The organism is Cerasibacillus sp., assembly GCF_036516575.1.
GTDB lineage: Bacteria > Bacillota > Bacilli > Bacillales > Amphibacillaceae > Cerasibacillus.
This window is the reverse complement of sequence record NZ_DATBTY010000083.1, coordinates 107012-120755: the sequence shown is the minus strand read 5'-3', so window position 1 is coordinate 120755 and position 13744 is coordinate 107012. Positions and strand designations below refer to the sequence as shown.

General features: G+C 37.5%; 14 protein-coding genes. 10 read left to right on the top strand and 4 right to left on the bottom strand.

The window, feature by feature from the left end:
• Positions 1-19: 19 nt before the first annotated feature.
• The 6 genes from lpdA to VIG73_RS15045 all read left to right on the top strand — a co-directional run bounded on the left by lpdA (position 20) and on the right by VIG73_RS15045 (position 6356).
• The gene (lpdA, locus tag VIG73_RS15070) at positions 20-1441 is read left to right on the top strand and encodes a dihydrolipoyl dehydrogenase (RefSeq protein ID WP_331643509.1); all 1422 of its coding nucleotides are present in this window, start codon (positions 20-22) and stop codon (positions 1439-1441) included.
• Between the two features lie 38 nt (positions 1442-1479).
• Positions 1480-2472: a thiamine pyrophosphate-dependent dehydrogenase E1 component subunit alpha gene (locus tag VIG73_RS15065; RefSeq protein ID WP_331643507.1), complete on the top strand. Its 993-nt coding sequence runs from the start codon at positions 1480-1482 to the stop codon at positions 2470-2472.
• Positions 2473-2486: 14 nt separating this feature from the next.
• Positions 2487-3470 carry an alpha-ketoacid dehydrogenase subunit beta gene (locus VIG73_RS15060; RefSeq protein ID WP_331643505.1) on the top strand — a complete coding sequence of 328 codons (984 nt, stop codon included), beginning with the start codon at positions 2487-2489 and terminating at the stop codon, positions 3468-3470.
• 30 nt (positions 3471-3500) lie between these two features.
• Positions 3501-4763 (top strand): dihydrolipoamide acetyltransferase family protein, encoded by a 1263-nt coding sequence (locus VIG73_RS15055; protein WP_331643503.1) that lies wholly within the window; start codon positions 3501-3503, stop codon positions 4761-4763.
• 76 nt (positions 4764-4839) lie between these two features.
• Positions 4840-5271 (top strand): BrxA/BrxB family bacilliredoxin, encoded by a 432-nt coding sequence (locus VIG73_RS15050; protein WP_331643499.1) that lies wholly within the window; start codon positions 4840-4842, stop codon positions 5269-5271.
• 98 nt (positions 5272-5369) lie between these two features.
• Complete coding sequence (locus VIG73_RS15045; protein ID WP_414648425.1) at positions 5370-6356, top strand: aromatic acid exporter family protein; 987 nt, start codon at positions 5370-5372, stop codon at positions 6354-6356.
• A 26-nt stretch (positions 6357-6382) separates the two neighbouring features.
• Here VIG73_RS15045 and prli42 read toward each other — a convergent pair whose 3' ends face one another.
• Positions 6383-6517, bottom strand: a complete 135-nt coding sequence (gene prli42, locus VIG73_RS15040) for a stressosome-associated protein Prli42 (protein ID WP_331643495.1) — start codon at positions 6515-6517, stop codon at positions 6383-6385.
• Positions 6518-6628: 111 nt separating this feature from the next.
• Between prli42 and mce the strand changes: the two genes are divergently transcribed.
• The 3 genes from mce to VIG73_RS15025 all read left to right on the top strand — a co-directional run bounded on the left by mce (position 6629) and on the right by VIG73_RS15025 (position 9542).
• A complete protein-coding gene (gene mce / locus VIG73_RS15035; RefSeq protein ID WP_331643493.1) occupies positions 6629-7051 on the top strand; it encodes a methylmalonyl-CoA epimerase in 423 nt (140 codons plus the stop codon).
• Between the two features lie 39 nt (positions 7052-7090).
• Positions 7091-8227: a M20/M25/M40 family metallo-hydrolase gene (locus VIG73_RS15030; protein ID WP_331643491.1), complete on the top strand. Its 1137-nt coding sequence runs from the start codon at positions 7091-7093 to the stop codon at positions 8225-8227.
• 61 nt (positions 8228-8288) lie between these two features.
• Positions 8289-9542 (top strand): DNA polymerase IV, encoded by a 1254-nt coding sequence (locus VIG73_RS15025; protein ID WP_331643490.1) that lies wholly within the window; start codon positions 8289-8291, stop codon positions 9540-9542.
• 2 nt (positions 9543-9544) lie between these two features.
• Here the strand turns inward: VIG73_RS15025 and VIG73_RS15020 are convergent, their stop codons facing one another.
• Genes VIG73_RS15020 through VIG73_RS15010 form a run of 3 tightly spaced genes read right to left on the bottom strand, consistent with a single transcriptional unit; the run spans position 9545 to position 12606 of the window.
• The gene (locus VIG73_RS15020) at positions 9545-10933 is read right to left on the bottom strand and encodes an aldehyde dehydrogenase (protein WP_331643489.1); all 1389 of its coding nucleotides are present in this window, start codon (positions 10931-10933) and stop codon (positions 9545-9547) included.
• Positions 10934-11860 carry a ribonuclease Z gene (gene rnz / locus VIG73_RS15015; RefSeq protein ID WP_331643487.1) on the bottom strand — a complete coding sequence of 309 codons (927 nt, stop codon included), beginning with the start codon at positions 11858-11860 and terminating at the stop codon, positions 10934-10936.
• A 14-nt stretch (positions 11861-11874) separates the two neighbouring features.
• Positions 11875-12606, bottom strand: a complete 732-nt coding sequence (locus VIG73_RS15010) for a glycerophosphodiester phosphodiesterase family protein (RefSeq protein ID WP_331643485.1) — start codon at positions 12604-12606, stop codon at positions 11875-11877.
• Between the two features lie 127 nt (positions 12607-12733).
• Between VIG73_RS15010 and VIG73_RS15005 the strand changes: the two genes are divergently transcribed.
• On the top strand, positions 12734-13702 hold the full coding sequence (locus VIG73_RS15005) for an MBL fold metallo-hydrolase (RefSeq protein ID WP_331643482.1): 969 nt from the start codon (positions 12734-12736) through the stop codon (positions 13700-13702).
• Positions 13703-13744: the final 42 nt, after the last annotated feature.

The window sequence follows — 13744 nt, the reverse complement described above, 5'->3', positions numbered from 1 at the left end:
TGAACAGGGGTGTTAGTCTATGTCAAAAGAGTATGATTTAGTCATTCTCGGTGGTGGAACCGGTGGCTATGTTGCAGCTATTCGTGCATCACAGCTAGGGATGAAAGTGGCTGTTGTCGAAAAAGATCATTTAGGTGGAACATGTCTTCATCGCGGATGTATCCCATCAAAAGCACTGTTAAGAAGTGCAGAAGTTTATCGCCAGTCAAAACAGGCTGATGACTTCGGAATTGAAACATCTGATATAAGGTTAAATTTCTTAAAAGTTCAGGAAAGAAAAAGTAAAATTATTGAACGCCTCCATACAGGTGTACAAGGATTAATGAAAAAAGGTAAGATTGACGTTTACAATGGGATTGGTCGTATTCTTGGACCGAGTATCTTTTCACCAATGCCTGGAACGATTTCTGTTGAATATGCGGATGGTTCAGAGAATACGATGTTAATCCCGAAGCATGTTCTCATCGCAACTGGTTCAAGACCAAATACCTTACCTCATTTAGAAGTTGATGGGGAGTTTGTTCTAACATCTGATGAAGCATTAGAGATGGATGAACTGCCTAAGTCAATAATTATTGTTGGTGGTGGTGTCATTGGCATTGAATGGGCTTCGATGTTAGCTGACTTTGGTGTTGACGTAACAGTCGTTGAATATCTTGAGCAAATTTTACCAACAGAAGATCGTGACATTGCTCGAGAAGTGTCACGCCAGTTAAAGAAGAAAGGTGTTAAGATTCATACAAATACAAAGGTCTTACCAGATACATTAAAGAAAGATCAAGGCGTTATCATAGAGGCAGAAAAATCTGCTAAAACAATCTCATTAGAAGCAGAAAAAATTCTCGTTTCTGTTGGCAGAAAGGCCAATACTGAAAATATCGGTCTTGATAATACACAAATCGTCGTTGAAAATGGATTTATTCAGACAAACGATTGGTATCAAACGAAAGAGTCACATATTTATGCCATTGGTGATGTAATAGGTGGCATGCAATTAGCTCATGTCGCTTCCCATGAAGGCATTGTTGCTGTTGAACATATGGCTGGGGAAGAGAGTTATCCAATAAATATTGAGCATGTCCCAGCATGTGTTTATTCACATCCGGAAGTTGCTCGTGTCGGTTTAACAGAAGAAGAGGCTAAAAAGCAAGGGTTTTCAGTAAAAGTTGGGAAATTTCCATTTCAAGCAATCGGAAAAGCACTTGTTTTCGGGGATGCGAACGGTTTTGTTAAAATCATAACGGACGAAAAGACGGAAGATATACTCGGAATCCATATGGTCGGTCCACATGTGACAGATATGATTTCAGAAGCTGGTCTAGCAAAAGTACTTGATGCAACAGCTTGGGAAATTTCAAAAACGATCCATCCACACCCATCATTATCAGAGATTATGGGGGAAGCTGCACTAGCTGTTGAAGGATTACAAATTCACGGTTAGTTTTAAGGGTGGTCTCAATTTTAAAGGAGGGAATATTCATGTCAAAAAACCGTCATGAATCATTAGGACTATCAAATGATGATGTCATTAAAATGTATAAAACGATGTTATTAGCTAGAAAAGTTGATGAGAGAATGTGGTTATTAAACCGCGCCGGTAAAATACCTTTTGTTATTTCATGTCAAGGACAAGAGGCTGCTCAAGTTGGTGCTGCTTTTGCTTTAGATCGTGAACAAGATTATGTGGCTCCTTATTATCGTGACCTCGGTGTTGTTTTAGCCTTTGGTATGACAGCTAAAGATTTAATGTTAGCTGCTTTTGCTAAAGCAGAGGATCCGAATTCCGGTGGGAGACAGATGCCAAGTCATTTTGGTCAGAAAGAAAATCGGATTTTAACAGGTTCTTCACCAGTTGCCACACAAATACCACATGCAGTCGGAGTTGGCCTAGCGGCAAAAATGGAAGACAAAGACTTTGTTTCCTTTGTCACATTGGGTGAAGGATCAACGAATCAAGGGGATTTTCATGAAGGATTAAACTTTGCGGGCGTTCATAAATTACCAGTTATTACGATGGTTGAGAATAATGGATATGCCATTTCCGTGCCATTAGATAAACAAGTGGCTTGTGAAAGTATTGCTGACCGTGGAATTGGCTATGGAATGCCGGGGGTTTCAGTTGATGGCCATGATCCTTTAGACGTTTATAAAGTAGTTAAGGAAGCGAGAGAACGGGCAGCAAAAGGGGATGGACCAACATTAATTGAAGCCATGACAACCCGTTTTACAGCGCATTCTAGTGATGATGATGATCGCCAATATCGTGATATAGAAGAACTTGAAAAGGCTAAACAAAATGATCCGATTGTCACATTTGCTAACTATTTAAAAGAAGCAGATGTTCTAACAGAAGCAGAACTTAAAAATATTGACACTGAAATTATGGATGAGGTTAATAAAGCAACGGATTATGCTGAAGAAGCACCATTTGCTGAACCAGAAGAAGCATTAAAGTATGTTTATGAAGAATAGGGAGGGTATGACTGATGACTGTAATGACTTATATTCAAGCAGTGACCACTGCTTTAAAAGAAGAAATGATGCGTGATGAAAATGTATTTATCCTTGGGGAAGATGTCGGAAAAAAAGGCGGCGTGTTTAAAGCGACTGAAGGTTTATATCAGGAATTCGGAGAGTATCGTGTACTAGATACGCCGCTTTCGGAATCAGCGATTGCAGGAGTCGGAATTGGTGCTGCCATGTATGGTAAACGTCCCGTTGCTGAGATGCAGTTTGCGGATTTCATTATGCCGGCTGTTAACCAAATTATTTCTGAAGCTGCACGCATTCGTTACCGTTCTAATAATGATTGGTCATGTCCGATAACGATTCGTGCACCATATGGTGGTGGTATTCACGGAGGCCTTTATCATTCTCAATCGGTTGAGGCAGTTTTTGCTAACCAGCCTGGTTTAAAAATTGTGATGCCATCAACACCGTATGATGTAAAAGGTTTACTTAAAGCAGCGATTCGCGATAATGACCCCGTCTTATTTTTCGAACATAAACGTGCGTACCGTTTGTTAAAAGGAGAAGTTCCTGATGAAGATTATGTTTTACCGATTGGTAAAGCTGATGTCAAGCGCGAAGGTTCAGATGTAACTGTCATCACGTATGGACTCTGTGTTCATCTCGCCTTACAAGCGGCAGAAAAATTACAAGCAGAAGGTATTGATACACATATACTTGATTTACGGACAGTTTATCCATTAGACAAAGAAGCAATTATTGAAGCAGCAACGAAAACAGGTAAAGTCCTCTTAGTCACAGAAGACAATCTTGAAGGAAGTATTATTAGTGAAGTATCAGCCATTATTGCTGAAAACTGTCTATTTGATCTAGACGCACCGATTAAACGTTTAGCAGGGCCAGATGTCCCAGCTATGCCATATGCCCAACCAATGGAGCGTTTCTTCGTCATTGATGAAGATAAAATAGAAGCCGCTATTCGAGATTTAGCTGAATATTAATTGATATAAATTTTTAAAGGAGGTTTTTTAATGCCAATCAAGGAAATTACGATGCCTAAATTAGGAGAAAGTGTAACAGAAGGAACGATCAATACATGGCTTGTTCAAGTGGGCGACCATGTAAATAAATATGACCCAATTGCTGAAGTGATGACAGATAAGGTTAATGCTGAGGTACCTTCATCATTTACAGGTACGATTAAAGAATTGATTGCTAATGAAGGTGATACGCTTGAAGTTGGCGAGTTGATCTGTACGATTGAAGTGGCTCATTCAGAAGAAACGGTCGCTGATACAAAATCAGATGATTCTAAGGAAGAGTCTGTAGCCGAGGTTCAGTCACAGATAGATCAATCTATGAAAAAACGGTATTCGCCAGCTGTACTAAGATTAGCGCAAGAGCATGATATTGATTTACTCCAAGTTGAAGGTACAGGACGTGGCGGTCGTATTACACGTAAAGATATTGAAGAAATAATTGCCAGCGGGGAAATGCCGCAAGCAGTAGAACCTGCAAAACAAGCTACACCAGAAAAAGTTACACCAGCAGCTGTAGAAAAGCCAGCCCCAGCTGTCTTACCAGATGCTCAAACAGGTGATATCGAAATACCTGTTACAGGTGTTCGAAAAGTAATTGCAGATAATATGGTTCGGTCGAAAACAGAGATTCCACATGCTTGGATGACTGTTGAAGTTGATGTGACAGATTTAGTCAATTATCGTAATGAAGTAAAAGAAAGTTTTAAGGAAAAAGAAGGTTTTAATCTCACATATTTTGCTTTCTTTGTTAAAGCTGTTGCTCAAGCATTAAAAGAATTTCCGCAAATAAATAGTATGTGGGCAGGAGATAAGATTATTCAAAAGAAAGATATCAATCTTTCAATTGCAGTTGCTAAAGATAATGAACTCTTCGTTCCTGTTATTAAACATGCAGATGATAAGAGTATTAAAGGGATTGCTAAATCGATTTACGAATTAGCAATGAAGGCACGTACAGGAAAATTAACGATGGATGATATGCAAGGTGGAACATTTACGGTTAATAACACTGGATCATTCGGTAGTGTGCAATCAATGGGAGTCATTAATCACCCACAAGCAGCTATCTTACAAGTTGAATCGATTGTCGAACGTCCTGTCGTAATAAATGGAATGATTGCGGTTCGTCATATGGTTAATCTTTGTTTATCGCTCGATCATCGCATATTAGATGGTTTAATATGTGGTCAATTCTTAGCCCGCATTAAAGAGATTTTAGAAAATATGAACAAAGATACGATTTCAATATATTAATTGTTAAAAATTGAATTCTCATTCTAAACTTGGTAAGCTAATGTTGTTACTAGTTTAGATAAAGGTGGGTTACAATATGGATTTCAATATGTTTATGAACGATGTCGTTAACGCAGCTCGTGAAGATATAAAAGAAGCAGGCTATGAGGAACTGACGACACCAGAAGAAGTTGATGAGGCATTAAATCGTAAAGGGACAACCCTTGTGATGATTAACTCTGTCTGTGGTTGTGCTGGTGGTATTGCTCGTCCTGCTGCTGCCAATGCGATTCATTATGATAAGCGCCCAGATCATCTTGTGACTGTTTTTGCAGGCCAAGATAAAGAGGCAACAGAAAAAGCCCGTGAATATTTCGTTGGCTATCCGCCATCATCACCATCATTTGCCTTTTTAAAGGACGGAGAGATTCTTGCAATGATTGAGCGTCATGATATTGAAGGTTTCAGTCCAGTAGAAGTCATGACAAAGCTCCAAGCTGTTTTTGATGCTCATTGTGAAGAAGTTTAATCTCATATAATAAATGAAAAACAAGGCTGCCCTATAAGGTATGCCTTGTTTTCATCTATTGAATAAAAGGCTACTTCATCATTAAAGGAGATATGATTGTGAAAATTGGCTATCGTACAATAAAAACAGCTGTAGGCACACCGATTGCCATATCTATAGCACAATTTCTTGGGCTAGAAAACCATGTGACCGCCGGCATACTGACGATGCTTTGTATTCAGCCATCGCGGAAACAATCTGTTGTTAGTGCATGGGACCGATTCTTAGCATCTATTATAGCGAGCTTATTTTCGTTTTTTTTCTTTGAGTTATTCGGCTATAATACGATTATTTTAGGGATTATGTTGGCATTTTTTATCCCGACGACCGTGATGTTAAACGTAACCCAAGGAATAACGACGAGCTCAGTCATCATTATCAACCTGTATAGTGCTCAACATATTGATTATCCATTTTTATTTAATCAATTCATGCTTATTTTTGTAGGAATTGGTGTCGGTTTATTAGTAAATTTATATATGCCAAGTTTGGATCGATCTTTAAAAGCTAAACAAAAAGAACTCGAACATTATTTTCAAGTTATTTTATTTGAAATTGCTCTTTATATCCGGAATAAAAACATGGATTGGGACGGAAAAGAACTTGTTAGTGCGAAAGAATTACTCGAAGAAACGCTTGATTTAGCAGAATTAGACCGAGAAAATCATATGCTTCGTTCTGAGCATACGTATTATGAATATTTTACCATGCGACATAAACAATTTATACTTCTTGAAAAAATGCTCCCATTAGTAACAAAATTACCGAATCAAGATACCGTCTCAGAACAAATCGCAGACTTCTTTGAGAAACTCTCTGAAGCTGTTCATCCTGGAAACACAGCGATTGTTTATCTTAATGAATTGGAACGATTGCGCGAGGAGTTTTTAAATGAAGAATTACCTGAGACACAGGAAGAATTTACGACACGGGCTAATCTATTTCGCTTACTACATGAAATTGAGGATTATTTATTAATTAAGAAGCGGTTTAAAAAATCAGATTTATCATTTCCTAAACGGGTAAAAAAGACTGGACAATCATGACTGACGCTTCCAGTCTTTTCCACATTTTATAATATAGAAGCTAGTCCTATAGTAACCGTAGATAATATCATAGCAAGAATCATTAAATAAACGATAATTTTCATTCGGCGTTCCCGTTTGGATGGTTTTCTTGTATATGATTTTTGTGGTTTAGTAGACATGTTTATTTCCTCCTTTAAACGAGCATCTTAATAGTATTTTAACGTTTAATTGATATTTGGACAAGAAAAGATTTACTTCATGGTTAAGTTTACATAAGGGGTGAGGTGCTAGTGAATAAGAAACCAAGCTTTAAACGCATTGATCATATCGGGATAGCTGTTCGTAGCATTGATGCTACTCTTCCTTTTTATACGGAAATTCTTGGTCTTATGTTAACAGGAATTGAAACGGTTGAATCGGAAGGCGTGCGGGTTGCCTTTTTAAAAATTGGTGATGTCCAACTTGAGTTACTCGAGCCGTTATCCCTTCAATCAACGATCTCACATTACATAGATAAGTATGGCGAAGGAATACACCATATTGCCCTTGAAACATCAGAAATCGAACAGCAGATGAAACATATCGTTGAACACGGTGGAGAATTGATTTACGATCAGCCACGTACAGGAGCTAATCAAACACGTATGACCTTTATACATCCACGATCTGCTCATAGCGTCTTATATGAACTATTAGAAAAGAAGACAATATGATAAACTAAAGATAGACTGTTGTGTTTTAGGAGGAATTTGATGAGCCAAATAAGTGTAAACAAACAACGATTAATCGAAGAATTTATCGAACTTGTACAAATCGACTCTGAAACGGGTCATGAAGCACAGATTGCTTCCGTGTTAAAGGAGAAATTTTCTAGCTTAGGTCTGGAAGTGATTGAAGACGATGCTAAGGCAATCACAGGGCATGGGGCAGGTAATTTGATTTGTACATTAAAAGGGGCAAAAGAACATGTTGATCCTATCTATTTTACATCACATATGGATACCGTTGTTCCAGGAAAAGGGGTAAAACCATCGATTAAAGATGACTATATTGTGTCAGATGGCACAACGATACTTGGAGCGGATGATAAAGCGGGACTTGCTGCTATTATTGAAACGATTCGATGTTTAAAAGAAAACAAAATTGAGCATGGTGATGTTCAATTTGTTATTACAGTAGGTGAAGAATCTGGTTTAGTTGGTGCGAAAGCATTAGACAAAGAATTACTTTATGCTAAGTTTGGCTATGCGATTGATAGTGATGGTGATGTTGGTGATATTATTGTTGCTGCACCAACACAAGCGAAATTACATATAGAGATAAAGGGAAAACCAGCACATGCTGGTGTCGCACCGGAAAAAGGGATATCTGCCATTACCCTAGCAGCTAAGGCGATTGCTAAAATGCCTCTAGGCCGTATTGATGAAGATACAACAGCAAATATTGGTCGCTTCGCTGGTGGAAAACAGACAAATATCGTTTGTGATTATGTTGAAATCCATGCAGAGGCGCGTTCACTCGTTCCGGAAAAAATAAATAAGCAAGTTGAAACAATGAAAGAAGTATTTGAAACAACTGCAGAAGCCTACGGTGGGGAAGCAGTCGTTGATATTAAAAAGATGTATCCTGGCTTTTCACATGAAGCGGGTGAAGAAGTTGTTGAAGTAGCGCGGTCAGCAGCGAAAAATATCGGCAGGACGAGTAAGCTACTTAAAAGTGGTGGCGGTAGTGATGCGAATATCATTAGTAGCTACGGCATTCCAACTGTTAATTTAGCTGTCGGCTATGAAGAAATCCATACCATTAACGAACGAATTCATGTTGATAACTTAGAAAAAATCGCAGAACTCGTCTATGCGATTATTATTGAAGTAGCAAATAAGGCCTAATATGAAAAAAATCCTAGTTTAATACTGGGATTTTTTCGTGAAATGACAGAGGTGTCATAAGATGTTACAGTTTAAACCACAAAAAGGGAGAGTTATTTTTCATATTGATATGAACTGCTTTTATGCGTCTGTAGAAATGGCATATGATCCATCATTAAAAGGTAAGCCATTAGCGATTGCAGGCAATCCTGAAGAAAGAAAAGGGATTATCGTGACGAGTAGTTATGAGGCACGAGACGAGGGTGTTTATACAACAATGCCTCTATGGGAAGCACGTAAAAAATGTCCTCATTTAATTGTTAAAAAGCCGAATTTTGATCGTTATCGCAAGGCATCAAGAAAAATATTTAGTTTGCTCACGGAAGTCACACCTTTAGTAGAGCCTGTCTCCATCGATGAAGCTTATTTAGATGTAACAGAGACGCATCATCCAGGTGGTCCTATTCAATTAGCTAAAGATTTGCAAAACCGCATATACACTGAATTAGATTTACCATGTAGTATCGGGATTGCACCAAATAAATTTCTTGCAAAAATGGCTTCAGATATGAAAAAGCCAATGGGCGTGACGATTTTAAGAAAGCGTGAGATAGAAAAGATCCTTTGGCCACTTCCAATTGAGAAAATGTACGGTGTTGGTAACAAGACGGCTAAAAAGCTTCATACGTTGCAAATTGAAACCATTGGTGATTTAGCAAATAAAGATGTTTATATATTAAAGCAAATGTTAGGTATTAATGGAGAACGATTAAAGAATCGCGCTAATGGAGTTGATTTACGTCCAGTTGATCCAGATGCGGTTCATGAATTTAAGAGTATTGGTAGTTCACAGACGTTGCCACAAGATACAACGGATGAACGTGAAATCATCCGTTTGCTATCAGAACTAGCTGATAACGTGATGCGCCGTACGAAACGAAAAGAAAGAGCAGGTAGAACGGTACAATTAATGATTCGTTATTATGACCGTCAAACGATAACCCGTAGTAAAACATTACCGTACTATATCGATGATAAGGCTGATATGATAACTATTGCAACTGAATTATTAGACAATCATTGGGATCGTCGCCCCATTCGCTTATTAGGTGTGACATTACAAGATGTTGAAGAGACGAAGCATATTGCTAAACAATTAGACCTCTTTACATATGAAGAGGAAGCTGAGAAAGAAAAACTCCACGATACAATCGAACAGTTAACTGAAAAATATGGAAAAAATCCTTTCAAACGACTTGCTGATTCTGAAGATTCATTGGAACCGCAGACAAGTTTTCAAAAGGATTTTCTCGATGATTTTTTATCCAATAAATAATCTTATTTCATGATTTTTTTAATGAGCTGTTGCATTATCCTTCCACTGGGGTAGCGAAAAGGTAAATCAAAGCGTGTCGATTGTTTTAAAATACTTTTCTTATGAGTAAACGTTTCAAAGCTATATGCACCATGATAATGCCCAAGACCACTTGCACCAACTCCGCCAAAAGGTAAGTGGGGATTTGCCAAATGATATACTGTGTCATTTATACAACCACCGCCAAAGGAGAGTTGCTCTAATACGCGTTGTTCGTTTTTCTTATTCTCGCCAAAATAATAGACGGCCAGTGGTTTATCTTTTGATTGAATAGCCGAAATGACATCACCCATATTTGAAAATGTAAGAATAGGTAATATAGGACCGAAGATTTCTTCTTGCATAACAGGATCATCCCATGTTACATCATCTAACAGAGTAGGCTCAATTTTTAATTGAGCTTGATTATAATGTCCACCATGTATAATATGTTTTCTGTTTTTAAGAAGTCCGGTTAAACGATTAAAATGTTTTTCTGTTATCATTCTAACAAAATCCTGGTTCTCAAGTGGCTGTTTACCGTAAAAAGAACGAATATACTTTATGAGTTGTTTAATAAACTTCTTTTTGATTTTTTCATGCACATAAACATAATCTGGTGCTACACATGTCTGCCCAGCATTCGTAAATTTCCCCCAGATCATTCGTTTTGCCGCTAATTGAAGATGAGCATCCTGATCAACAATAGCTGGGCTTTTACCTCCAAGTTCTAGTGTGACAGGGGTTAGAAACTGGCTTGCTTTTTCCATAATAATTTTTCCTACATGTGTACTTCCCGTAAAAAAGATATAATCAAATTGTTCATTTAATAATTGTTGAGTCGTTGTTTGATCACCTTCAATAACCGCAAAATAATGACTTGGAAAATAGTGACTAACCAACTCTTTTAATAAATCCGAGACATGTGGACTATACTCAGATGGTTTTAAAATAACCGTGTTTCCTGCAGCTATCGCACCAATAGCTGGAGCAAGTGATAATTGCAGTGGATAATTCCACGGGGCTATGATGAGAACAACTCCATATGGTTCTTTTAAAATATAGCTTTCCGATCCTTTGTGAGTGATTGGTGTTGGTACTTTTTCCGGTTTCATCCAATCTTTTAAATGTTTAATAGCAAAATCTATTTCTAAATATAGGATACCGAGCTCTGTTGTCAATGCTTCATAGGAAGATTTATTTAAATCTTGTTTTAATGCATGGTAAATTGCTTTTTCATTTTGCTTTAGCATTTGTTTTAATCGTTTCAACTGTTTTTTCCTAAACGAATAGTCTTTCGTCTGTTGGCTAAAAAAATATGTCCGTTGTGATAATAAAACCTTATGATGATTTGGCAATTTTATCACCTCCATTTAGCTGTTACGTCGAATAAGCTCTTCCTCGTAAAAATCTGTTGCGAGTACCGTGTTTTTAAAAATCTGTTTTGCTTCATCAAGTAATGCAGCATAGTCTTGTTCTTGATAACGTGATGAAATATGTGTCAAAATTAGCTTTTTGACAGTACCAAGTTTTGCTAATTGAGCAGCTTGTTTTGTTGTTGAATGATGATATTTTTTAGCTAAATCTTCATGGTCCTTACTAAAAGTTGCTTCATGCACAAGGACATCAGAATTTTTGATAAATGTATGGTATTGTTCATGTGCTATTGTATCACCAAGGATTGATACGATTCTTCCAGGTCGTGTCGGTCCGAGAATCTGTTTACGGTCAATGATTGTGCCATTTGGTAGTGTGTATGTTTCGTTTTCGATAATTTCTTTATAGATTGGACCTGGGGAAATACCGAGTGCTTTTAGCTTGTCTACTTGTAATTTACCAGGACGATCCTTTTCTTCGATTCGAAAACCGTAGCTTGGAATTCCATGGTCAAGTTTTTTACAATACACATTAAATTGTTTCGTTTCTAATATCTTTCCTTCACTAAGTTCGACGATATGAAGGGGATAAGAAAGATGTGTTTCACTTATGGCCAAACTTGTTTCTACATATTGTTTAATGCCTTTTGGACCGTAAATTGTTAATTTATCACCATCCTGAAAGGAACGACTGCTTAAAAACCCCGGCAAACCAAAAATATGATCACCGTGGAGATGGGTAATAAAAATATTATTTATTTTTCGTGGTTTGATAGATGTATGTAAAATTTGGTGTTGGGTTCCTTCACCACAATCAAATAGCCATACACTATTTGATTCTTGTAGTAGGGAAAGAGCGATTGCCGATACGTTACGTTCTTTAGAAGGCATACCCGCACCTGTTCCTAAAAATGTTAGTTTCATTTTTAAACCTCCATTTATATCCGAAAAAGGCTTCGTATTCGCCGTGCTTTATGTGGGACATCTGTTATTATACCATCACATTTCTTATGGAAGCATCTTAAAAGTTGTCGCCGTTTGTTAACGGTGTAAACACGCAATGGCATGTTTTCTCTACGGCTTTGTTCGACGATGTTCTTTCGTAGCAAGCGATAGCGAACGTGTAACGCTGTTGCTCCGAGTGTTTGCGCATATTCAACAAGATCCTTGCGTTTTTGAGAGGTGAGTAAAGCTGTTTGAATATGTGTCATTTTCGCCAAACGCTGAATGCTTGTCGGATTAAAACTCGATAAAATCGTTCGATCTGCTACTTGAAAATGTTCGACCATTTCAAGGACAATGTCTTCTAAATGTTTATAAGCTACTTTATTATTTTTTAATTCTAGATTGATTGTAAGTGGTTTATCTTCCACCCATGTTAAAAAATCTTCTAAAGAAACAACAGGCGTTTCAATGAACTTTTTGGAAAACCAGGAGCCGACATCAAGCGTAGATAACTCCTGGTAAGTCAAGTCTTTAACATATCCTTTTCGATTCGTCGTGCGATTTAGACGAATATCATGAAATAACACTGGGATGTGATCTTTTGTTAACTGCACATCTGTTTCAATTGCATCTGCTTTTAATTGATAAGCCATTTCGAAGGCAGGCATCGTATTTTCAGGAGCTAGCTTACTCGCCCCTCGGTGAGCAAATATTTTTCCACACATATTATACACCTCTCGTTTGATTGTGTTGTATTTTCTTCGAGTTGTCAATTCATTCTATGTGACAATTCGTCTTAAAAGGGATAGAATAGAATGAAACTGAATGGTCATTCATTTTAGGAGGTTGCATATGGCAGTTTCTAGACATGCTATTCATCAAATCACAGTACCAACTCCATTTCCAGTCGGGGATGTACATATGTACTTGTTGACAGGTGACGTACTTACATTAATTGATACAGGAGTTAAAACGAAAGAAGCATGGGAAGCTTTAAATGATCAGTTAAAAAGCATCGGTTATAGTGTTCATGATATTGAACAGGTTGTTTTAACACACCATCATCCTGATCATATTGGGTTAATCGATCAATTACCACGGGTTAAACAGATTGCTGCTCACGCATATATTGACCCTTGGTTAACACGTGATCAGGTATTTTTTGAGCAATACGAATTGTTTTATGAACGCTTTTTTAAACGTTGTGGTGTCCCAGGTGATGTGAGAAGTTCTTTACAAGGGTATCGTGGGATGCTTCATTATATTGGAACAGGTGAAGTGACACATGAGCTTACAGATGGAGATATTCTACCTGGACATGATGATTGGCAAGTCATCGATACAAAAGGCCATGCACAAAGCCACTTATCATTTTTTAACGAGAAAGATGGAACGTTTATCGGTGGTGATCATCTTTTATACCATATTTCACCGAATCCATTATTAGAACCTATTGACCAAGTTGAACGTGCGAAACCACTTTTACAATATCAAACGAACTTAAAAAAATGCCTTTCACTTGATATAAAGAGCGTCTTACCAGGACATGGCCCCGTATTTTCTAATATTTCATCACCTATTGCAAAGCAATTAAAGGAACAACAAGAACGAGCTTCTGTTGTATACAAGATGATTCAACAAAAGCCACGTACACCATTTGAGATTTGTAAAAAGCTATTTCCAACACAATATAGGACACAATTGGTATTTACGATGTCTGAAACAGTTGGGCAACTCGATTATTTAGAAGCACATGATAAACTTATAGCAAGTGAAGAAAACGGTGTACTCGTTTATCGTATTAAAGAGCCATCTGAATGAGATGGTTTTTTTTGTTAGAAATCACAACTTGAAAAACGGAAC

Coding starts and splice junctions, on each gene's coding strand:
- VIG73_RS15030 (WP_331643491.1), top strand. CDS start 7,091: ATGAGCCAAATAAGTGTAAACAAACAACGATTAATCGAAGAATTTATC.
- VIG73_RS15025 (WP_331643490.1), top strand. CDS start 8,289: ATGTTACAGTTTAAACCACAAAAAGGGAGAGTTATTTTTCATATTGAT.
- VIG73_RS15005 (WP_331643482.1), top strand. CDS start 12,734: ATGGCAGTTTCTAGACATGCTATTCATCAAATCACAGTACCAACTCCA.
- prli42 (WP_331643495.1), bottom strand. CDS start 6,517: ATGTCTACTAAACCACAAAAATCATATACAAGAAAACCATCCAAACGG.
- VIG73_RS15010 (WP_331643485.1), bottom strand. CDS start 12,606: ATGTGTGGAAAAATATTTGCTCACCGAGGGGCGAGTAAGCTAGCTCCT.
- VIG73_RS15050 (WP_331643499.1), top strand. CDS start 4,840: ATGGATTTCAATATGTTTATGAACGATGTCGTTAACGCAGCTCGTGAA.
- lpdA (WP_331643509.1), top strand. CDS start 20: ATGTCAAAAGAGTATGATTTAGTCATTCTCGGTGGTGGAACCGGTGGC.
- VIG73_RS15020 (WP_331643489.1), bottom strand. CDS start 10,933: ATGGAGGTGATAAAATTGCCAAATCATCATAAGGTTTTATTATCACAA.
- VIG73_RS15065 (WP_331643507.1), top strand. CDS start 1,480: ATGTCAAAAAACCGTCATGAATCATTAGGACTATCAAATGATGATGTC.
- VIG73_RS15060 (WP_331643505.1), top strand. CDS start 2,487: ATGACTGTAATGACTTATATTCAAGCAGTGACCACTGCTTTAAAAGAA.
- VIG73_RS15055 (WP_331643503.1), top strand. CDS start 3,501: ATGCCAATCAAGGAAATTACGATGCCTAAATTAGGAGAAAGTGTAACA.
- rnz (WP_331643487.1), bottom strand. CDS start 11,860: ATGAAACTAACATTTTTAGGAACAGGTGCGGGTATGCCTTCTAAAGAA.